Origin of the sequence: Brevundimonas sp. DC300-4, assembly GCF_049897365.1 — a bacterium.
In the GTDB taxonomy this organism is placed as follows: Bacteria; Pseudomonadota; Alphaproteobacteria; order Caulobacterales; family Caulobacteraceae; genus Brevundimonas.
Map to the genome: position 1 here is coordinate 1 of NZ_JAFCWC010000019.1, position 22436 is coordinate 22436.

General features: G+C 65.6%; 14 protein-coding genes. 6 read left to right on the forward strand and 8 right to left on the reverse strand.

Going from position 1 to position 22436, the window contains the following annotated elements; genetic code table 11:
• The first annotated feature begins 336 nt into the window (after positions 1-336).
• From ACP7AZ_RS16780 to ACP7AZ_RS16790, 3 genes are all read left to right on the forward strand, one after another.
• Positions 337-1788, forward strand: coding sequence for a glycoside hydrolase family 28 protein (locus ACP7AZ_RS16780; protein ID WP_426039802.1), 1452 nt, complete (start codon positions 337-339; stop codon positions 1786-1788).
• A gap of 221 nt (positions 1789-2009) precedes the next feature.
• A complete protein-coding gene (locus ACP7AZ_RS16785; RefSeq protein WP_426039803.1) occupies positions 2010-2174 on the forward strand; it encodes a hypothetical protein in 165 nt (54 codons plus the stop codon).
• Positions 2175-2243: 69 nt separating this feature from the next.
• A complete protein-coding gene (locus ACP7AZ_RS16790; protein WP_426039804.1) occupies positions 2244-3017 on the forward strand; it encodes a glycosyl hydrolase family 28 protein in 774 nt (257 codons plus the stop codon).
• A gap of 339 nt (positions 3018-3356) precedes the next feature.
• On the opposite strand, the gene ACP7AZ_RS16795 is transcribed toward ACP7AZ_RS16790, so the two are convergent.
• Positions 3357-5117, reverse strand: coding sequence for a hypothetical protein (locus ACP7AZ_RS16795; RefSeq protein ID WP_426039805.1), 1761 nt, complete (start codon positions 5115-5117; stop codon positions 3357-3359).
• A gap of 491 nt (positions 5118-5608) precedes the next feature.
• On the opposite strand from ACP7AZ_RS16795, the gene ACP7AZ_RS16800 reads away from it, so the two are divergent.
• On the forward strand, positions 5609-9451 hold the full coding sequence (locus ACP7AZ_RS16800) for a LamG-like jellyroll fold domain-containing protein (RefSeq protein WP_426039806.1): 3843 nt from the start codon (positions 5609-5611) through the stop codon (positions 9449-9451).
• On the opposite strand, the gene ACP7AZ_RS16805 is transcribed toward ACP7AZ_RS16800, so the two are convergent.
• The 6 genes from ACP7AZ_RS16805 to ACP7AZ_RS16830 all read right to left on the reverse strand — a co-directional run bounded on the left by ACP7AZ_RS16805 (position 9452) and on the right by ACP7AZ_RS16830 (position 18871).
• Complete coding sequence (locus ACP7AZ_RS16805; protein ID WP_426039807.1) at positions 9452-11080, reverse strand: pectate lyase; 1629 nt, start codon at positions 11078-11080, stop codon at positions 9452-9454.
• A gap of 25 nt (positions 11081-11105) precedes the next feature.
• Complete coding sequence (locus tag ACP7AZ_RS16810; protein ID WP_426039808.1) at positions 11106-12248, reverse strand: alpha/beta hydrolase; 1143 nt, start codon at positions 12246-12248, stop codon at positions 11106-11108.
• The gene (dctA, locus tag ACP7AZ_RS16815; RefSeq protein ID WP_426039821.1) at positions 12245-13513 is read right to left on the reverse strand and encodes a C4-dicarboxylate transporter DctA; all 1269 of its coding nucleotides are present in this window, start codon (positions 13511-13513) and stop codon (positions 12245-12247) included. Before dctA ends, ACP7AZ_RS16810 begins: the two co-directional genes overlap by 4 nt.
• 26 nt (positions 13514-13539) lie before the next feature.
• Positions 13540-14733 carry a mandelate racemase/muconate lactonizing enzyme family protein gene (locus tag ACP7AZ_RS16820; RefSeq protein ID WP_426039809.1) on the reverse strand — a complete coding sequence of 398 codons (1194 nt, stop codon included), beginning with the start codon at positions 14731-14733 and terminating at the stop codon, positions 13540-13542.
• A gap of 90 nt (positions 14734-14823) precedes the next feature.
• Complete coding sequence (locus tag ACP7AZ_RS16825) at positions 14824-15915, reverse strand: YncE family protein (RefSeq protein WP_426039810.1); 1092 nt, start codon at positions 15913-15915, stop codon at positions 14824-14826.
• 118 nt (positions 15916-16033) lie between these two features.
• Positions 16034-18871 (reverse strand): TonB-dependent receptor, encoded by a 2838-nt coding sequence (locus ACP7AZ_RS16830; protein WP_426039811.1) that lies wholly within the window; start codon positions 18869-18871, stop codon positions 16034-16036.
• A 200-nt stretch (positions 18872-19071) separates the two neighbouring features.
• On the opposite strand from ACP7AZ_RS16830, the gene ACP7AZ_RS16835 reads away from it, so the two are divergent.
• On the forward strand, positions 19072-20022 hold the full coding sequence (locus ACP7AZ_RS16835; RefSeq protein ID WP_426039812.1) for a LysR family transcriptional regulator: 951 nt from the start codon (positions 19072-19074) through the stop codon (positions 20020-20022).
• Positions 20023-20076: 54 nt separating this feature from the next.
• On the opposite strand, the gene ACP7AZ_RS16840 is transcribed toward ACP7AZ_RS16835, so the two are convergent.
• Positions 20077-20769, reverse strand: a complete 693-nt coding sequence (locus ACP7AZ_RS16840; protein ID WP_426039813.1) for an IS6 family transposase — start codon at positions 20767-20769, stop codon at positions 20077-20079.
• A gap of 778 nt (positions 20770-21547) precedes the next feature.
• Between ACP7AZ_RS16840 and ACP7AZ_RS16845 the strand changes: the two genes are divergently transcribed.
• Positions 21548-22009 carry a MucR family transcriptional regulator gene (locus ACP7AZ_RS16845; RefSeq protein ID WP_426039814.1) on the forward strand — a complete coding sequence of 154 codons (462 nt, stop codon included), beginning with the start codon at positions 21548-21550 and terminating at the stop codon, positions 22007-22009.
• Positions 22010-22436: the final 427 nt, after the last annotated feature.

Sequence of the window (22436 nt, forward strand, 5' to 3'; positions counted from 1 at the left end):
GGATCACATCTGCCGGAAACCGGTGGCGCTTGAACGAAATCGGCTTCACGAAATATCATCTCCAATAGCGGCTTAGGCCGTGATAAGTGGAGACGTTTTAGCGTTGGACTGACAGCACCATCGCGCCTCAAGGTGCCTCGGTCCCGCGTTGGTTCGCGTCTAAGCGCATTCTCTGAAATCGGCCTGAGTTCTTTGCCTCTACCGCTCCTTGACAACTTTTCGATACCGTCTCGGCATCGCCCTATTCCTTCTCGGCTCTATTCCCGGATGATAACTATCCGGCTCGAAGCGGGCGCCCCTCGAAAGCAGCCCGCCGCGCGGAAGGGAAACGCACGAATGACCTACGCGCTCGCCCGTCCCGCGCGTCGCGACCTTGCGAGACTGGGGATCGGCGCTCTGGCACTGACGACGCCCGGCGTCATGGCAAGTTCGGCACAGGCAGCCGAGACTGACCCATGGGATATGGTTCGCGCCATCCGCGCCCGAATTCGCCCGCCCGTCTTCCCGCAGGAAAACCGCTTCACCCCGGACCAGTTCGGCGGTCATCCTGATGATGGCACGGACGCGACCGACGCCTTTCGGCGGGCCATCGCAGCCGCGTCGCGCGCTCCGGGCGGCGGACGGGTAGTGGTCGAGGGCGGGGTCTGGCTGACCGGGCCGATCCACCTGCTGTCCAATGTCGAACTGCATGTGTCACGCGAGTCGACGATCCGCTTCTCGCGCGATCCTGCCGCCTGTTTCCCGCCGGTCCTTACCCGGATGGAGGGCAACGAGCTCATGGGGCCGTCCCCCTACATCTACGCCTACGGTCAGGAGAACATCGCCATCACCGGCCATGGCGTACTGGATGGTCAGGCCAGCATGGATACCTGGTGGCGGCACAAGGCCGGCGCAGACGACCCCAACAGCGACGACCAGCGTCTGCGTCGCATGGCCGAGGACAACGTGCCGGTCGCCGAGCGCATCTTCGGCCCGGGCAGCACTATTCGGCCCCAGTTCATCCAGCCGTATCGCTGTCGCAACGTGATGATCTCGGACTTGACCATCATTCGTTCTCCCATGTGGGAGATCCATCCGGTCGAGTGCGAGAACGTGACCATCCGTAGGCTGACGATCTCGTCTCACGGCCCGAACAACGACGGCTGCGATCCGGAATCCTGCCGCGACGTACTGATCGAGGGCTGCGTCTTCGACACTGGCGATGACTGCATCGCGGTAAAATCGGGCCGCAACGCCGACGGGCGGCGCCTGAACATCCCGACCGAGAATGTGATCATCTCGGGCTGCACAATGGTTGATGGGCATGGCGGCATGACGCTCGGCAGCGAGATCAGCGGCGGGGTCCGAAACGTCTTCGTCGAGAACTGCCGCATGGACAGCCCGGAGCTGGCCACCGCCATCCGGTTCAAGAACAACGCCATGCGCGGCGGCACGCTGACGAATATCAACATCCGCGACATTACGGTCGGCCAAGTCGCCCACGCAGCGATCACCATCGACTACAACTACGCCGAGGGCGCGAACGGCAGCTTCATCCCCGTATTCGACGGCCTGACCATCGAGCGGATGACCGTCGGCCGGTGCGAGCGTGTGCTGGACCTGCAGGGTCTCGCCAACGCGCCGATCCGCAACATCACCCTGCGCGACTGCGACTTCACCCGGGCGGCTGAGCCCGACATCATCGCCCACGTCGAGGGCATCACCTACGAACGTGTGCGCCGCAATCAGCAGGCCGTGACCGCACCGACGCCGGGCGCAGCGGTACGGCCCGCGAACCGGCACGGATGAGCCGGGGCAACCCATGACCTTCCGTTCGCTCGCCGCCCTCGCCGCCGGTCTCGTGGTCTTCGCCACAAACGGCGCCTCGAGCCAGACCCTCCCGCCCCGACGCTAACTACCGCCCTCCGCAACGATCCACGCGAGCTCGGAGCGAAGTTCGGCGGCGTCACCAAAGATACCCACGCGGTCCAACAGGCGCTCGACCGCTGCGCCGCCCCCGGTGGCGGAGAGTGGTCATCGCCGGCGCGACCTGTCTGATCGGCCGCATCCGCATCCGCATCGGCTCGAACACTACCCTGCGAATCGAGACGGACGGCATCCTTCAGGGGACGCCCGACCGCGCCGACTATCCCGTCGTCCAGGTGCGGTGGAAGGGTCGCTGGATCCCAGGCTAAATCGGCCTCGTCTGGGCCCAGGGCGCGCGCGAGATCGCCCTGACCGGCTCCGGCCTGATCCGCGCCTCGATGGACATCGCCGGCCGAGTCGAGGAGGCGACGGGCCCGCGCAATCCGACGCTTCTGGAATTCGTCGACGGCCAGGGCCTGAGCGTCACGGACGTCCGCATCGAGCAAAACGGCATGTGGTCAGTCCATCCGGTCTATTGCGACGACGTCCTGTTCCGGGACGTCTCGGTGAAGGGCGGCGCCGAGGGCAGCGACGTCGATTCCTGCCGTCGCGTCGCCATCGACCGCTTTGACTTCGACACCGTCGACGACTGTATCTCGCTGAAGTCCGGGCGGGGCCTGGAGGGCAATATAATCGCCCGGCCGACCGAGGACATGACCATCACCGACTGCGTCTTCCGCGACCAGCGCTGGGCCTCTATCGAAATCGGGGCCGGGACCTCGGGCGGCATCCGTCGGGTCCTGGTCGAGCGCTGCCGGTGCTTGGCCGTCCACACCTTCGCGATCTACATAAAGAGCCGGCCGGGAAGGGGGTGCCTTCATCGAGGACATCGTCGTGCGCGACCTCGACGTCCGCGACGCCGGCTACGGCTTCCTGCGCATGAACATCCTGGACAGCGGCAAGCAGGATCAGTTCCCCGTCGGGGGCTCGACGGCATCCCGACCGTGCGCAATTTCACCTTAGAAAGCATCCACGTCGTCGATGTGCCGATCCTGGTCGAGGCCTACCTGTTCCATCCTGACAATCCGCTGGACGGCTTCACTATGCGCGGGATCACGGGGACGTCGGGCAAGGGGAAGAGCCTGGCCAACACCCGCAGCGCCACCCTTTAGGGCAACGATGGTAGCGTGTTCAGCGGCCCGAAGGTAGCGCTGGACAATGTCACAGGCTGGGGGGCCGGAGGGCGCCGCGAGACTGGCGCCAATCGAGCGTCCGGCGGAGGTCGTCGCCGGCGATCCGCCCTACCGCTTCGGCCTGGCGTCAGGTCTTCCAAATTAGAATATCTGCAACCCGGCGTGGACGCGAGGCCAGTGAATAGAAAGGGTGAGCGCCGCGCGAAGCGGCGCTCACCACCGCAGTCTCTGGAGGAGGCGAGGCTGAGACAGCCCCGGTGCGGTATCTAGTGGGTGTAATCTGGACTTCGGAAGCGAGGCTTGCGCCCCGCCCTGCGCTCACATCGGTTCCGGCGCCCCCTGATCCCAAGGGAAGTCGAGTGTCGGGCGATAGGCGTAGCGTTCCAGGCCGATGGTCAGCGTCTCGCTGGAGCCAGGCGTCAGACGTAAGGTGAATGCCCGTCCGTTGCACGGCGTCGCTCCGGCGCGCGTGCGAATGGAGTTGCACTGGTGCTCGCCATACGCACCGAGCTGGACTGTGACCGTGCGGGTCGTCAGCGGGCTGGTGTTGACCAAGGTCAGGACAACCGAGTTCGCCTCGATCTTTTCGACAAGGGCGGCGACATCCGGCGGTAGGCCAGCGCGGCGCGCAACGGGATCGAAATGGCGAACCTGGGTGTGCAGAGGCAAGGGGCCGTGGCCCGAGCCGCCGGGATCGGCGCCGCCCAGGGTCAGGTTGACCAGGGCTTCGGTCGCGACCGGATTGGACCGTTCCCACCGCGTGATCCCGGTCGGATATTGCAGGGTGGTGTCGTCGTCACGGATACGCTGGCCGGCCTGGCGAACCTCCTCCAGCGCCTCCTGCAGCGCCGTCAGCGGATAGTCGGGCTGATCGCCTTCGAGGTAGCCGATCCAGCCAGTCTTGGGCAGGCGCGCCAGGTCGTGGTCCTGCAGGCCCCAGATGTAGATATCGGTCTCGACCCGACGCCGATTGCCCAGCCCGGGCGAGCGGCCGTTGACGTCGACATAGCCGTACCAGCCCTGATCACCGTAGTAGTGCGGGATCTCGACATGGCCGTCGACGACGCGCTGCTCGGCGTAGAGATTGTCGAGTTGGCGACGCAGCACGCCGGTGTAGGACTGGTCGCCGGTCAGCAGGAGAGCGTCACCGAAGGCCTCGGGCGGCCCCCGGAAGACATAGTTGCGGACGCCCTCGTCGGGCGAGTTCCAGCCGAAAACGCCGCCATACCATTTGCCGCCCCACTCTCCCCCGATCTTGCCGTCCAGGCCGATGTTGGAGGGGATGTTGCCGCCGTTCTCGTCGATCCGTTCCTTCCAGGCGTCGACGTACTCCAGCACCCAGTCGCGATACTTTTCGTCGCCCGTCACCAGATAGGCGTGAAAGGCCAGGTTAGTGCTGTTCAGGTTCAGCGGGTGATCGCCGACGATATTACCAGAGTTCAAGAAGCGGGTACGACGACCGGGCGCACCGCCGGGAATCTCCGGACCGTCCCAGTCAGTCGCGTTCGGAGGCGTCATGCGCGGGCCACGGCTGCCGTTGAACAGGCTGCGGATGATGTGGTGCTGGTCGTCGTAGTTCGGCGCCGTCGAATCCTCGTTCATGTAGAGGCCGGCGAAACGACGCAGCCGGATCGCATAGCGTGGATCGTCCGGCCGGCTGAGGCCGTAGAAGTAAGAGCCGGCCATGCCTTCTGAGATATGTTCCCAGTCGAACTGGGGCATGAACTCGCGGTAGTAGATTCCCTCCGACACCGAGGCGACTTCCGGCACCCAAGCGCGGGAATACTGGTCCAGGTGGTTCTCCCAGACGGTCGACCACGCCTCGATGATCGCATCGTCGCCGCCCAAGGCGTGGGCGATGGGCCAATTACGGATGGGCTCGACGGCGTCGTCGGCGCCGTCGGTAATGCCGTAATGCTCCAGGCCGCGCGTATAGCCGCGTCCGTCGACGAAGGCGGCCAGAAAGGCCTGAACCCCTTCGGCGTTGGCCGCGATCACCGCACGCTCGGCCAGGGCCCAGGCGGGGATCGGAGCGGGCGCGTCGACCAGGATGGTCGGCGAGGCGGGAACGGTGAACACAATCACTCGCGTCGGTTCATTGGTCTGCGCTTGGGCGGTCGATGCGATAGTGCAGAGCGCTAGCGCTGCGCAACCGGCTCTCAAGGCGATTGAGCCAAGGTGGAGCCCGATTGAAATCCGCATGCGTTGGTCCAAACTTTCCCGATCGATCAAAGCGCTCGTCGGGCAATCGGCGGCCTGCATTTGACCGCCGCAATTACCTTGCCGCGCTCTCATGATCTATCGGTTGCGCAGCCCTAGTTTGGCGTGTCGGTTTGCCCGCGTCGAACTCCGAATACGCATATCGCCATGCCAACAAGACATCACCACGCCCGACTTGACGGCCCGCGAAAGAGGGCGGACAGTTGGCCGGAAACCGGTGTCAATGCCGGTTGCCTATCGCGCCAGGATCGACCCGAAACGATAGGTCAGGCTGCAACAAAAGTTATCCACGGGCACGGCGGCGTAAGATTTGCCGGCCTTCGTAAGGGAGGATTTCAGGAGCTCGGAACATGATTTCCTATCGCACGCTGGCGGCTGCCGCCGGCCTGTTCATCGCCACATCCGCAGCGGCTCAGACGGAAGGCGCACCCGCCCCTAACGGCCGTCTGTTCCACGCCCCGCTCGACACCGGCTACGTCGCGGCTCAGGCGGCGGGCCTTGCCGATCCTGTCTTCGTCGACCAGTTCACGATCGTCCCTGATGGCGTGGCCGGCGGCGCAGCCCGGGGGGCCGACAACGACGTCATGGCCTGGAGCGCGCCCGGAAATCTGTATGCCCAGCGCGGGACGTTGTCCTTTTTCTGGCGTTCGCATCAGCCCATTGGCCGCCGGCAGTTCGTGATCTTCCGCGCCGGCTATCCGGATCACACCAGTTGGGACATGACCTTCCTAAGGCTGGACTGGAACGGTCACGGCTTCGACGCCTTCGTCACCGACGCCAACCTGTCGCGCGTGCGGGTGTCGTTCGACGCCCCGGCGCCAGACGTCGAGGCCTGGACCCATTTCGCCCTCGCCTGGGACGAGACCAAGGGCCTGACCCTCTATGTCGATGGCAAGCCGGCGGCGAAGACCGAACAGACGGCCGTCCTCGACAACGGCCTCTACGCCTTCGGTCAGGCCGGGCGGATCATCTCGGGTTATCAGGTCCAGAACGCCTATGACTGGCAGCGCGGTGGCGATTTAGACGAAGTCTCGACCTTCGACCGCATGCTGACCGACGCCGACGTTGCGGCCCTAGCCGAACGCCGCCAGCCCGCCGAGGCTCCTGTCCACGACGTGAAGGACGCCGCAGTCCGCGAGGCCTGGAACCTGCGCTACGGCTTCAACCGCCCGAACGATCCGCCGCCCTATCTGGCGGCGCCCTCGACCATGCTGCGGGTGGTCCGTCCGACCGAAGCCCGCGACCTCAACGAACTGTTCTCCAAGGGCGACGACGGCCTGCGCGAGAGCACCTGGCCCGGCGTCTACAACCGCTCGCGCCTGCCGGGTCGGACCGACTATTTCATCCTGCCCGACTGGAACGTCTACGAGACCGGCGGCCGCGCGTTGACCCTCTCCATGCCGGACCAGCCGTGGAACTGGATCGAGATCCAGGGTGCCGCCGACGGAACCCTGACCCGCATCGGCGTCGACGGAGAGACCCGCATCGGCACCCGCTCCCAGGGCCAGGAACGGACCACTCTCCAGCTGACGAACGAGGCGACCGGCGGCGCCATCCGCTTCGATAACCGCCTGCCCGAAACCCCCATCCGCGAGATCGGCGTCTACGACGTCCGACCCGCCGACGCTCCCGCCGGATCGTCCAGCCTATCCTACGTTGTGCGCTCCGGTGCCGCGCCGACCTATCCGACCTTGTCGGAACTGACCGGCTATATCGCCGGACGTTTCACGGCGGACGAGCGCGCGACCGTCGTCGCCCTGCCCGCAGGCGCGCCCCAGATCACACGACCTGCCGCCACGACTCCGTCGATGCCGCTGGTCCACGTCCTGATCCCCGCCGACTTCCGGGATATCCGCCCGGGCGGCGCCCCCGCCCGGTTCAGCTACGGCTGGGACAATATGCGCGACGGCCTTGACGGCATCGCCCTGAGCATCCCGGCCCTGACCGCCACCCCAACGCACGGCGACCTGATCCCGCTGAACATCCGGATCAAGGACCCGCTCTGGCCCGACCGCGACCTCTTGGACATCAACGTCTCGGTGAAGGCCGGCGAGGCCCGCACCCTGTGGCTGGACACCCGCGACCGCATCCTGCCCAACGACCGCAGCCTCTACATCACCGTCGCCTCGGCCAGTCCGGACTTCGGCGCGGCCTCGCTGGACGGCATGGGCGTGCGCCTGGCCTTCAAGCCGCGCGCCGAGGCCGCCGTCGAACACGTCGCCGACCGAGAGCGGCAGGTCAGCGCCAATGCCGCCTGGTTCGTGGAGGAACAGCCTAACAACCGGCTGCTGCCCGTATACGAGCGGTTCGACCGCGACATCGCCGACCTGCTGCGCGTCGATCCCGACAATGTCGCAGGTCGTTTGTACTGGGCCGAACAGAACCCCGAACAGCCCTATCCGTCCTTCGCCCAGGCCGAACCCATCCCGGGCATTCCGCTCTGGGCCCAGCGCCAAATCGAGGACCTGCGTCAGGTCGAGCATTTCGTGAACTGGTGGATCGACCATCGTCAGATCAACGGCGAGTTCGGCGGCGGCCTGTCCGACGATTCCGACCTGCTGAACCAGTGGCCGGGGCTGGCTCTGATGGGAGCCGACCCCGACAAGATCCGCGACAGCCAGGCCGCCGCGCTGGACGCCATCTACCGCTCGGACATGATGACGAATGGCCTGAACACCATCCGCGCCGACGAACTGCATTCCTATGAGGAAGGCATCAACACGGTCGCCCAATACGCCCAGCTGAACTGGGGCAGTCCGCGCGCGATCGAGCAACTGATGGCCACCGCGCGCCGCTATGGCGACTTGACCGAGGTCAACCCGGCTGGACACCGCCACTTCGTCTCCAACTCCTTCGCCAGTGACGACATGTGGCGCGACGGCCCGTGGCAACGTCAGAAGGGGAACAACTTCCTCATTTTCCAGCCGGGCATCCTTCTGGTCCAGTGGAACGGAAATCCGACGACGCGGGACCTGATCCTGCAGACCGCCGACGGTTTCATGGCTCACGGGGTCGCTACGGCCGATGGCTCCGGCGTGAACCTGCCTTCCCAGATCGACTGGCCGACGGACCAGGTGTTCGGGGCCAGCGGGTTCAGCAGCGGAGCGGGCGGCGCGGGTCTTGGCGGTTCAACCTCAACCTTCCTAGCCGCCTACCGCTGGACCGGCGACGCCAGATACCTCGCGCCCCTGATGCCCGGCGGAATCGCCGGCATGGCCGCCCTGGGCCCGGACATGATGTCGGAGCTCGACAAGTCGGGCGAATGGGGTCCAGGCATGATCGCCATGGCCGAGGCGGCCAGCACTGGTTCCACGACCGGCGCCACCGGCGCGCGCCTTGCCACGCCCCTGGCGTTGTCGCGCTTCGGTGCCTGGCAGATCACCGGCGACACCCGCTTCCTCGCCCAGCTCTACGAGGACGAAATCCAGTCCTCGACCCAGCGCATGCGACTGATGACCACTGACGAATGGTGGACGGATCGCGTCACAGTGCCCAGCGAGATGCTCCAGCGGTCCCGCCTTGGCGGCGTGGCCTCCCGTCGCGGCCAGACGATGCCGGGCCATGTCATCACCTGGCGGTTCGGTGAGGGCGACAGCGCCGACAGCGTCGCCATCCTTGTCTCCGGCGCGACCCGCATCGGCTTCAAGGTCATCGCCTACAACCTCGAGGAACACCCTGTGCAGGCAACCCTGCGCGGCGCGGAGGTCACCCCCGGCCAATGGCGCGTCACGCAAGGCATCGACGCCGACAACGACGGCTCCGCCGACGCTACGCAATCGAGCGACATGACCTTCGAGCCCGACGCCGAGGTCGCCCTGACCCTCGCCCCGCGCCAGGCGACGGTGCTGGAGTTCTCGCTGACCGAAGCGGGTGCCCCGATGAGCAGCCGTCCCGACGTCGGCCTCGATCCGTCGGATGTCCGCATCAACGGACGCCGCGCGGAGGTCACGGTCCACAGCCTCGGCGGCGTCGACGCTCCGGCCGGCGAGGTGATCGTCGAGACTGCCGACGGCCGCGTCGTGGGTCGTCAGGCCTTTGCGGCCCTGCCCGCTCCCGCCGACCTTCTGCCCAAGACCACGACCGTCCGCGTCGCCCTAACTTCGGGTTCGACGAGCGGCCTTCGCGTGCGTCTGGTTCTGGCGGGTGACCCGGCCGAGATCAACCGGTGGAACAACGTGGTGGCCCTGCCCTGATCAGGCGGGGCCCAGCGCCTCGATTAGCTCGCCCATGTTGTGGATGTAGACCCCGGTCGAAATCCCCTCCTGGGGAAAGTCGGTCAGCCAGGGCGAGGTGTCCGACGCATCGCCCACCCGGGTGATGCGGAACTCGCCCAGGGCCACCGTCCCGGTCGAGTCGGCGACATAGGGATTGCTGGTCGATGCCAGCAACGACGGCCAGTACCCCTCGGCGTTCAGCTCGGCGACAAGTGTGTCGACCCGTTCCGCCGAAGTTCGAGACGCGGTGGCGCGCAGGCTCCCGCTGTTCAAGTCCGACACCCGCCTTGCCTGCGTCGTAAAATACCGGGGCAAGGCCACCGCGCCCGGCTCGGCCAGCAGGGCCGATCCTGCGCTGGCCTGCGCCGACGTCTTGGCCGCCAGCTCCGCATATCGCGCCCGCAAACCGGCCACATCGATGCTGCGCAGGCCCCCCGTATGCACGACGATGTCGCGCGGATCCTCGTTCACATAGTATTCGCCGTTGGCCACGTTAGAGCCGCGCCGATGCACCCACAGCGGCTCGTTGGTGCCGATCTCGACATAGGTCGAATGCTTCTTGCCGTCGCGCCACAGCAACTCAGGCAGGGTCACGGCCTCCAACCAGTCGATCCCCTCCTCCACTCGCGCCAGATATTTCCGCTGGCCCGTCAGGACATAGAAATCCATCAGCTGGTCGAGATTGCCCGCCGTCCCGTGGGTCGCCAGCGCACGCGGTTCATAGGAGCGGGCGCCGACCGGCTCCAGGTCGCCGACCTCGTACTGCATTGCCCAGCCCGGCTGCGGCGACGGCTGCTGGGTGGCGATGAAACAATCCATCGCGCGCCGGATCGGATCTAGGAACCGTCGCTCGCCCAAGCTCTGGTAGCAGAAGGTCAGGAACTTGATGTTCTCGGCAGAAACGTCGTCGTTGAAGGTGATGTAGCCGCTGTAGTCGGCATTGCCGTGCAGCCCGCCGTCCGGCACACGCGGATACCTCTGGGGCCAGCCGCCGCTCGGATACTGGCTCTCCAGGACGAAGCCGATCGCCTTGTCCAGCGGTCCCCGATAGCGGGCGTCCCGCTTCTCCAGCCAGATGCGTAACATGAAGTTGGCGGCATCCTGCGTCGTCACGTCATCGAAGGTGGCGTTGGGATAGTGGTGCTGGAATTCCTCCATCCGCCACGCGTTCTTGCCAAAGGTGTCATACCACCGGTCCAGCGACGCCTCGCCGGCCGTGTCGATGACGTAGTTCCACCCCCCGCTCGGCAACTGCCCCCTCACCAGGGCGTCGGCGACTCGCGTCGCGGCGGCGTAGTAATCCTCGTCGCCCGTGGCGTGATAGGCGTCCAGGAACAGGTTCCCCATCGTCGCCGTGCCGGGCGGCTGGACCCAGATCATCGTCGGAGAGGCCTCCAGCTCGCCCCAGCGCCGCGATAGGTCGGGCGTATAGGACCAGACATAGCCGTCACCGACCGCGACCGTATTGGTCATGAACCGCGTCGCCCGCTTCATTGTCGCCAGGATGTCGGACCGGTCGGCGGCGCGCGCCAGACCCGGCGCAGCGCCCATCAACCCGGTTGCGGCGGCGGTCAGCAGCAGGCCTCTGCGGGACAGGTTCGGGATCATCTCGACTCCTTGGAACGCGGAACGGCTACTGCAGCACCGGCTCGCCGTCGGGCCGCTGCGCGGCCTCCAGCCAGTCGGCGATCCGGCCGCTGATGGCGGCGCTGTTCTTCTCCAACATGACCATGTGGCCGTTGCCGTGAAGGCCCCAATCCTCCATCCGGACGAATTCGGTCTGCACCCCGGCCTGGCTCAGGTAGGCGGCAGTACAGTGGTCGTAGCCGGCGTGATAGGAGGCCTCCGCCGTCAGGACCAGGACCGGCGCCGGCGCCAGATGGGCCAGCCAACGCGGCGTCCCGTCCTGCAACCAGCAGCCGGTCAGCTCCGGGTTCTCCGACGGCTCCCACACCCGCACCAGATCGGCGGGATTGTTCAGCGCGGGCTCATAGGTCAGGGGCGTGACGGTCAGGCCATAGGGTTTGCTGACCGCCTCCGGATCGCCGTCGCCCCACGGACGCGGCGCGCTGGCGAATGGCGGCCCGCTTGGCTCCACCGCCACGATAGCCCGCACCAGTTGCGGCCTCAGCTCGCCGATTCCCCAGCCGAAGGCGCCGGATTGGGAATGGGTCACGACCACCGCCGGACCGATGCGGTCCAACAGGGCCGCGCCTGCCTCCGCGACCAGCACCGACGACACCGATCCCGAGACGTATTCGACCTGCGAGGCGAAGAACTGGTCGAAGGCCGGGTCGCCCGGAAGTCCAGTCCCCGGCCACTGGCTGTGCCTCACCGCCTGTGGCCAGCCATAGGCCATGCCGGGCGCCGCCTCGAACGTCTCGGGCGCCGTGAACCTCTGTTCCAGCACCAGCGGTCCCTGCCGCTCAGCGGGACCATAAGCGACGTCATAGCCCGACGCGCCCCGCCCCGGCTGATCCATCAGATAGACCGTGAAGCCCCGGCGTAGAAAGTCCATCGCCCAGCCCTCGCGCCCGTCCGGCGTTCCGAGGAAGTTCGCGATCGTCTGCCCCTGCCCCGGAACGAAGACGAGCGGCGTCGCATGGCGCGCATGGCGCGGCGTCAGCTTCAGGACGTGGGCCTGACCCGTCATCCGGCTCTGGTCGGCGTTGTAGCTCCCGCCGGCGAACAGGACGTCGATCCGCGCAGGCCCCTGAGCCGCGCAGCTCGACAGCAGCGCGGCCGCTAGACCCAGCCCGGCCAGCGCCCGTTTCACGGCGCGACCGCCGCAGCGGGCTCGCCGTTCAAGGCGGCATCGGCCCTGTCCTTGTCCAGCGCGCCCTCCCACTTGGCCACGGCGACTGTCGCCACCGCATTGCCGATCAGGTTGGTCACCGCCCTCGCCTCGTTGAGGAACCGATCTACCCCCAGCAGCAGCACCAGCCCCACCAGCGGCACCGTCCCCACCGACGACAGGGTCGAAGCCAGGGCGATGAACCCGGCCCCCGCCACCCCCGCCGACCCCTTGGAGGTCAGCAGCAGCAGGCCGAGGATCAGCAGCTGGTCCATCAGGTCGAGCGGCGTGTTCGTCGCCTGGGCCACGAAGATCGCACCCATGGTCAGATAGATGCAGGTCCCGTCAGCGTTGAACGTATAGCCGGCCGGCAGGACCAGCCCGACGACCGTCTTCTCGACCCCCATTCGCTCCAGCTTCTCGACCATTCGCGGCAGGACCGCCTCGGTCGAACAGGTGCCCAGCACCACGAGGATCTCCTCGCGGAAGTAGCGCAGGAACTTCAGCAACGGGAACCCGGCCCACCGCAGCACCCCGCCCAACACCACCACGATGAAAAGGCCCGTCGTGCAATAGAGGGCGATCAGGAGCCGACCCAGCGAGAGGAGGCTGTCCAGCCCGTACTGCCCCACGGTGAAGGCAATCCCCGCTCCCGCCCCGATCGGCGCCAGTCGCATGACCATGGCGACGATCTTGAATAGCATCTCCATGGCGCGGTCTGCGCCGTCGAGCAGAGGCTTCGCCCGCTCGCCCATCTGGGTAAGGGCGACCCCGACCAGCACGGCCAGCAGCACGACCTGCAGCATCTTTCCCTCGACGAAGGCACCGAGGAAAGCGTTCGGAATGATGTCGAGCAGGAAGCCCGTCAGGCTGTTGTCATGGGCCACCGACGCATATGTATCAATTGATGAGGCATCCAGGCTGGCGACATCGACGTTCATGCCGACGCCGGGCTTGACCAGATTGACGACTACCAGGCCGATAGCGAGCGCCAGTGTCGAGGCGATCTCGAAGTAGATCAGGGCCCGCGCGCCGATCCGCCCAACCTCCTTCAGGTTGGCCATCCGGGCGATCCCCAAGGCCACCGTACCGAAGATCACTGGCGCCAGCATCATCTTCACCAGCTTGATGAAGGCGTCGGCGAACGGCTTCATCGCTGCCCCGATCTCGGGCCAGAGCACGCCCAGCAGGATGCCCAGCACCATCCCGACCAGAACCTGGACGTATAGGGGCTTCAGCCAGCGCAGCCAGGGCGCGTTCAAAGGCGGACCATTCAGGCGACCGAACGCCGCGTCGTCGCCGGCTCGCCCAATTCGCGCATCACGGCATAGAGCGCCGACTTGGCCTCGAAGCCGACACCGGGCACGTCGGGCAGGCCGACGTAGCCGTCCTCGACCGCGATGTTGTCGGCGAACCCGCCGAACGGCTGGAACACGTCCGGATATGATTCATTGCCCCCAAGGTGCAGGCCGGCAGCGATGTTCAGCGACATCTGGTGTCCCCCGTGCGGAACGATCCGCCGCGACGACCAGCCCTGTTCGGCCAGCACGTCCAGCGTCCGCAGATACTCCACCAGACCATAGGACAGGGCGCAGTCGAACTGCAGGAAATCTCGATCCGGCCGCATGCTGCCGTACAGCAGCAGGTTACGCGCGTCCTGGTGCGAGAACAGGTTCTCGCCGGTCGCCATCGGCAGGTCGTAGTGATTGGCCAACTCGGCCTGCAGCGCATAGTCCAGCGGGTCGCCCGCCTCTTCGTACCAGAACAGGCCGTAGGGCTTCAGCGCCTCGGCATAGGCGATGGCCGTCCCGACATCGAACCGACCGTTGGCGTCCACCGCCAGCCGGTCGCCCGATCCGACGACCTCCAGAACCGCCTCGATACGACGCAGGTCTTCGGCCAGCGGGGCCCCTCCGATCTTCATCTTCACGACCCGATAGCCACGATCGACATAGGACTGCATCTCGGCCTTGAGCCGGGTGTCGTCCTTGCCCGGGTAATAGTAGCCGCCCGCCGCATAGACCCAGACCCTCTCGTCGGCGACGCCGCTGCGATAGCGATCGGCCAGCAGCCGATACAGGGGGCGTTCGGCGATCTTGGCGACCGCGTCCCACACCGCCATGTCCAGCGTCCCCACGGCGACGGAGCGCTCGCCGTGCCCGCCCGGCTTCTCGTTCGACATAAGGGTCTTCCAGATGGCGAAGGGGTCGAGATTGTCGTTTTGCTGATCGATCAGACTGTCGGGCTTGGCTTCCAGCAGGCGCGGCAGGAACCGCTCGCGCATCAGGGCGCCCTGGCCATAGCGGCCGTTGGAGTTGAAGCCGTAGCCCACGACCGGGCGTCCGTCGCGGATCACATCGGTGACCACGGCGACGACCGAACAGGTCATCTTCGAAAAGTCGATGTAGGCGTTGGCGATGGGCGAGGCGATCGAAACGGTCTGCTCGCGGATGTCTACGATGCGCATTGGGCCTCCAGATGGGCCAAGCGGTACGACAGCGATCGGTCAGGCCGCCAATGCTGTTGCGGAAGATGTCGATGCCCGGTCTGCATGGCGTCAGGGCTCCGCTGTTCGGATTCCGGCCGGTCCGGCGGGGGTCGGAATCTCACCGGCGCGTGTCAGTCGCCAGCCATCAAAATGGTAGACTTCGATGCGGTTGTCGGCCGCGCTCTGGGCCAGCAACGTATGTCCGTCGCTAGACCAGGCCAACCCCTGCCCCCAGGCCCCGGCGAGCGCCTCGGCGACCGGGACCAGGCGGCCGTCCTCGATTCGCCACACCTTGATCTGACCCTGCCGATGCCAGCGCGGCGAGGTCGGCGGCGCGTTCGACCCGTCATTGACGGTGGCGGCGACATATCGACCGTCCGGCGACATCTTCACCCCTTCCGGCGTCAGCCCGGCTGCGACCACATCGACGACGCGCGGCTGGACCTCGCGCAGATCGATCAGCGCCAGGGTGTCCGTGTCGCGCCCGCCCCCGCCGATGTTGGCGCTGACCGCGAAGGTGCGGGGGCCGGTCGAGTCGATCTGGTAAGGCCGCAATCCGGGAGCCAGGGTCTGGGCCTCGACCGTCACCTCGGTGCCCGAGATAGTCAGCAGCGAGATCCTGTGATCGCCGTCGCGCGAGACCAGCGCCCTTCGTCCCTGATCGAAGAAGATCACATGCGCAGGCGAGGTCGTCGCAGGACCGATCGTGACCTTGCCCGCATCGGTCAGTACGCCGTCGGCGATGGTGAAGATCGACACCGTTCCCTCCGAACGGTTGGCGACGAGGGCCAGGGTCCCGGCGGGATTGATCGACACGCCCGAAGCTCCGGCGCCGGCATGCAGGGTCGCGGTCACGCGCGGCGGCGAGGACGTCAGGTCGATGACGGAGATCTGGTTGTCGGCAACTATGGTCGTCGGAGCCTCCGCCGGGATGCGGCGCGATGCGGTGACGAGGGCGAAGCTTTCATCCGGCGCCACGGCGACGCTGGCCGGCGGGCCGATCACGCTGGTGGGCAAGGCGACCATGCCGATCACGCGCGGGAAGTCGCCGGACAGATCCAGCACCATGACTCCGTCGGGCGCGGGGTTGGCCGGGACCGTCTGCACGCCGTCGATCAGGACCTGCTTTCCGTCATGGGCGGAGACGGCGATCTGGGCCACGCACGGTACCGCCGAAACGGTCAGGGCGAGGATAAGAAAAAAGCGCGGGAGCCGCCGAAACGGCTCCCGCGCAAATGGACGATTTCGGAAGGAAAATCGTCTCATGGAGCTGGTTGGATCAATAGGTGTAACGCAGGCCGAGGGTGATCTCGCGGCCCGTGTGGTGATAGAACGAGCTGCGCTCGGCCACAGAGTCGTTGAACTGATCCTGATATTCATCCGTCAGATTGACCCCTTCCAAGGTGACACGGAAGTTGTCGTTGACCGTGTACTGGATGGAGGCGTCGACGTTCAGTGTTGCTTTGGTCCCATCCGCGTCAGTGCCGGCTTCCGACCCCGGGATGCGAGTCAGGTAGTCGTCGCGATAGGCGGCCGAGACGCGCGCACTCCAGCTGTCGTCCTCGTAATAAAGGGTGGCGTTGTAGGACGTCCGCGACAACCCGGTCAGATCGCGCGTGGCGACCACGGCACCGGCGCCGTTCAGATACTCGATCGAGGAACTGACCGAAGTGTAGTTCAGCAGCAGGCCGGTATTGGACAGCAGCCCCGGCAGGAAGTGCAGCGGCTGCTGGTAGTTGATTTCGAACCCGTCCAGCGTGCCGCCCGGGGTGTTGGTCGGTGCAGTGAACGTCCACTGGGCCGAAGGGCTGCAGCCGTTGGTCGTGCCGCAGGCCGCGACGGCGACCGAGTCCGGCAGGCCGAAGGAGTTGCCGGTGAAGGTCGTGTTCGTCTGCAGCGACTGGACCAGGCTGTCGATGTCCTTTCGGAACAGGGCGACCGAGAGGAGCGAGGACGGCGCGAAATACCATTCCACGGCCAGGTCGTAGGCATTGGCCCGGAATGGATCAAGGTTGGGGTTGCCGGCGGTTACGCTGCGGCCCGCGCCGGAGACGCTGATCGTCGCGCCGGGGGTCAGGCTGCCCAAGTCGGGACGAGCCATGACCTTGGCGGCCCCGAAGCGCACCAGCAGGTTCTCGCGCGGCTCCAGCACCAGGTTCATCGACGGCAGGGTGTCCTCGTAGGACCGATCCGCGGTGATCGCGACCGGCTGGCCGCTGACGTAGGTGTAGCCGGAGGACGATTGCTCGGTTTTGACGTAGCGTACGCCAAAGTTGCCTCGGAACGGGATGCCGAAGACCTCGGTGTCAAAGTCGGCCTGGACGTAGCCGCCGGAGTCCTTTTCATCGACGCCGCGATTGTTGCCCAGCGAAGGCTCATTGCCGAGCCGGAACGCGCCATCGTAGGCTGCCTGGTCGTAAAGGCTGAGCACCGAGGCAGCCACAAAGGTGTTCGGGATAAGAACGTTCACACCACCCAGATTCACGATCTGCGAATACTGGCTGCGAGAAATCGCGGCCAGCGCCGCCGGCACGGTGGGCTCCCGGTTGGTGGATGTTCCGTTCGAACGACGGAGTTCCGTCGTTTCAAAGGAATAGGACTTGTAATTGATCCCGGCGGTCAGGGTGAAGATGCCGAGGTTCTCGTAGCGCCCGTCCAGCTGCGCCGCGTCGTAGGTATTGACCGCGGTCTGGGGCCGGATGCGGATCTGCGTCAGCACCCAGGCATTCGGATCCGTCAGCGCCGCAGAACCATAGTTGATGGTCGGCAGGTTTCCGCCACGGTAGTCGTACGAGTAATTCTGTACGTTGAATTGGTCGAACTGAACCGTCGTCTGCAGGGGGTTGGAGAAGTCCGACTTCGAATGGCCGATCAGTCCCGACAGGAAGAAGTTGTCTGTGAACTGGTGTTCGCCCGTCAGGTTGATCTGGGTGAACTCGGTCTGCAGTTCGTCAAAGCGGTTCTCGACGCGCAGATCGACGTTATTGAACGTGCCCGCGATCATCGTGTTGTTGCTGTCGATGACCGACGAGACCACCTGGGTCTGGGCAATGCCGCAGGAGGTGGCCACGTTGGCCGCCGTACAGGCTCCGCCGACGCTGAATGACGGCGCTTCCAGATACTGCTCCTCGCGGCTGCCGGAGAAGTCGGCATAGAGGACGTCGAGGCCGAACGAGGTCCGGTCGGTCGGCTGCCACTGCAGCGACAGGGTCGAGCCGAGGCGCTCCTGCTCCTGCTTGAAGATGTCATAGCGCGGGAAGCGTGGGTGGAAGGCCGCATTGTTGGCCGCTTGCGCGGGGTTCACTGTCGTCGGAAGACCTGCGCCGTTCGGAAGGGCCGCGAAGCCGGGTGCGAAGGCGTTACCCGTCGCCCAGCGCACTGTCGACGCGCCTTCGTCGAGCAGGCTGCGCTCATTGTAGGCCACCGACAGCAGAGCGCCGAAGCGACCGAAGTCGCCTTCCCAGGTGTTCGCGATCATGGCGGCGCCACGCGGATTGGTCGATTTGGCCAGGTCGTTGTAGCCGACTTGGCTTGAGGCCACGAAGGTGAAGCCGCCGTAGTCAAACGGCCGCGCGGTGCGCAGATCGACTGTCGCGCCGAGCGAACCTTCTTCGGTCGTCGCCTCGGCCGTCTTGCGCACGGTGATCGAGTTGAACAGGTCCGAGGCGAAGATGTTGAAGTCGAAGGCGCGACCGCGATTCGTGCCGCCGCCGGCGTCCGAGCCGCTGGCGCTTGTCAGGGCTTCCATGCCGTTGATGCGCACGCGCGTGAACTGCGGACCAAGGCCACGAACGGAGATCTGACGACCTTCACCGCCGTCACGGGCCAGGGCCACGCCTGGGATGCGCTGGATTGATTCCGACAGGTTCAGGTCGGGGAATTTGCCGATGTCCTCGGCCAGGATGCTGTCGATCGCGCCTGCCTCTTCGCGCTTGGCGCTCAGCGCACGGACGAGGCTGGAGCGGAAGCCGGTGACGACGATCTCATCGACCTGGGTCGCGTCGTCCTGCGCGGTGGCCGGAGCGGTCTGGGCCATCGCCGACCCCGCGACGCCGAACGCGAGAACCGCCGCCGAAACGCCGCCCAGCCACAGGGTGCGAGTGTGCTGTGAAGTCATCTTGGTTTCTTCCCCGAGAATGGCCGAGCCCGCGAAACAGTCGGGAGACGGTCCTTATTGTTGCCCTGTGCTAGCGTAGTCGGGCGAAACACCGCCAATGCTGTTTACCCGCGTCGCCATGCCGTTTCGGCATCGCGAGCCGGTCGCTAAGGGTGCAGACTGTCGGCTGGTCGACACCTTTTGCGACCGGGGTTTGATCCATGGAACTGATCTGGCTGGAAGACTTCCTAGCGCTGGCCGCCTTGGGGAATTTCTCGCGTGCGGCCGAGGCGCGCGGCGTCACCCAACCCGCCTTCAGCCGGCGCATCCGGGCGCTGGAAACCTGGCTCGGGGTCGAGCTGTTCGATCGCGGCGCGACGGGCGTGGAGCTGACCGCCGGCGGACAGATCTTCCGCCCCGGCGCCGAGGAGATCGTTCGTCGCGTCCGCCAGATCGCCCAGGAGGTCCGCGAAAGCGAACGCAAACTCGCCGCCACCCTGTCGTTCGCCGCGACCCACGCCCTGTCCTTCACCTTCTTCCCCGGCTGGATGCGCGATCTGGAAGTCGACGGCCCGCTGGGACCCCTGCGGCTTATCTCCGACAACATGCAGGCCTGTGAGACCCTGATGCTTCGCGGCGACGCCCAATTCCTGCTCTGCCACCACCGTACAGAGGCGCCCAGTCGGTTCAATCCAACCCAGTTCCGCTCGGTCGTCATTGGCCAGGATGTGCTCCAGCCCTATTCCGCGCCCGACGCCGACGGCCGCCCCTTGTGGAGCCTCGACGACGACACGCCCAAGACACCCTACCTGGCCTACAATCCGGAATCGGGTCTTGGACGCATCCTGCACGCCACCGTCTTCTCCGAACGCCGAGTGCCTGCACTAGAAACGGTCTTCACTTCGCACCTAGCGGCGACCCTCCTGTCGATGGCGCGTGACGGCAGGGGCCTCTGTTGGTTACCTGAGGCGCTGGCCGCCGACGACTTCGCCGCCGGCCGTTTGGTCCACGCGACAACAAAAATCGCCTGGTCGGCCTCACTCGACGTCCGCCTGTTCCGCCCCGCCAGTCGCCAGAGCGCGGCGGCCGAGACCTTCTGGTCGCGCATCCAGTCCCGCGTCAGCAAGACCGGCCACGGCCTCCAGGAGGGAACCAGGAACCAGGTCGCGTAGACGGCGTTGTCAGGGTAACTTCGCCAAGCCGAAAGCCCCCTTCCCCGCCGCCCTTCAGGCAACCGCAGCCGCCCATGCGGCATCAGCGTCGGCGCGGAAGCGGCGAAGTGTGGGTCTGCTGATCAAATGGCGTTGGACGTTGAAGGTGTTGTAAATCGCCGCGTGGGTGGTGAGGAATCTCTGGGCTGAGCCTTGGGATTTGAACCGCTGCTGCTGCCGCTCCCGTCGTCGGATCGGGAGGTGGGAATTCTCCGCCCGATTGTTCTCCCGAAGCCGGCCCGGTCGATGCAGATGCCTCAGGTCCAGCTGATCCAGAGCCGCGCCGTATGACGCCAGGCCGTCGGTCGTGATCATCTCTGGCTCAACCGGCTGGTTGTGAAGGAGCCGCCTGAGCAGCTTCAACGCGGCCTCTGTGTCCCGCCGGCGCTGGACCACGAGGTCGAGGACCTCGCCTTCGTCGTCGACCGCGCGCCACAGATACATCCGCTTTCCGCCAATCGAACAGACCATCTCATCCAGGTGCCAGCGAGGCGATGGAGTTGGCCGACGGCGCTTGAGCCGCCTCGCGATCAGCGGTCCGAACTTGATCGTCCAGCACCGGACCGTCTCATAGCTGACGTCGATCCCGCGTTGCGCGAGGAGCTCCTCGACGTCACGAAAACTGAGGCTAAAGCGAAAGTACAGCCAGACGGCATGGCGGATGACATCTGCCGGAAACCGGTGGCGCTTGAACGAAATCGGCTTCACGAAATATCATCTCCAACAGTGGCTTAGACCGTCATAGGTGGAGACGTTTTAGCGTTGGACTGACAGCACCCGGCCCTGGCCCAGACCCTGTATTCCAACTTCGATCCCTATGGCCGCCGCTTCTTCGTTGGCCTCAACTTCCGCCCGTTCTGACTGAATGACGCGGTGAACTGACGGGGGCGGCTCGCATGAGCCGCCCCCATTTTTTGAAATGGATGCAGCAGCCGGACTCTGCAGACGGACGACATAGGTCAGGATCGGACTTTCCCTCCCCGCTTTTCGCCTAAGCGCCATTTCCGGAAGCGGTCAGAGCGAATCCGGGATGGGGGGAAGCGGAGAGAACGGGGAGCTCGATCCTTAGGTCACTGCCCTGAAAAGGGCGGCCTCGGCATCGCTGGGAGCAGAGATCATCACGCCGAGGCCGCCAGCTGACTGGGGCCAACCAACAGCTCAGCTTGTGTGTGCCTCGGAACACCGCATTCGACAACCCCTGATCCACATGCGCCCCGGCCAGCAACCTCAAGAACGTGCGCTGTCGCCCCTGCTCCCCTCCATCGTCGCCACTCAACGGAATAAGGAAATGACCGCAACGGGCGGAAAGAGCGGGCATCGGCTGCCGGGCGGAAAGCGGACTTTCGCCTGGGCGGCATTCTTCGAAATAGATCTCGCCAATGGAATGCCGGGCACTCCAGCCTGCGAGATGTCGGTTGCGATGGTGAACGTCTTGTTGCCCTGACATGAGGTGGGTAACGTCGGTCAAACCTCTTTGGGGATTTCCATGGCTGATAACGACACCTCCGCTCTCCTGGCGATGACGACCGGCATTATCGCCAACTTCGTCGCCAACAATCGGGTGTCACCTGATGAGCTTCCCGGCTTGGTCGCGACGGTTCACGGATCTTTGAGCCGCTTGGGGGAAGGCCCGAATAGAGAGCCCGAGGCCGAAACGACTGAGCGTCTGACGCCCGGCGCAATCCGGAAGCTCATCACTCCTCAGGGCATCACCTCTCTGATCGACGGACGGAAGTTCAAATCGCTGAAACGTCACCTGTCGATCGCCGGATATACCCCTGAGGCCTATCGGGATCGGTTTGGCCTTCCGAAAGATTTCCCGATGGTCCATCCCGACTACGCAGCTCAGCGGTCGGCCCTGGCCAAGTCGATGGGCTTGGGCGTTGGAGGTCGAAAGCCAAAGGATCCGGTGAAGCCAGCCCGTAAGCCAAGAGCGTCCAAGGCGTGATCACCGCCGCAGCGTTGTCAATGCTGTCAATCGGCGTCTAAAAGGGACTCTGACTCAGCTTTGATGAAGTTGGCTGGCTGACTGGCGCGGGGTTCACGCCCGGATCAGCGTCATGGCAAGAGCCCTTTCTCCGTCCAGCCTCATCCCAGCGGGCTTCGTCCTGACCGGTGCGTGGCCCTACGGTAATCGCACCACCATCCACATCCAGAGCAGGGGCTCGACCAGTCGATGCCCAGGGTGCGGGACCGCGAGCCGGAGGTGTGGATCGGCGTCGAAATCGGACCCCATCGAGAGGAGGCCTAGGTGGTTGAATTCGCTATACAGCAATACGTTGGCGCGCATGTTGACTGCCGTCTGTCGGGCCCCCGTCTCGCCCCGAGATATTGGTCTTATTCAATATGTTATCTCATATCGGGTGGGGTCCCGC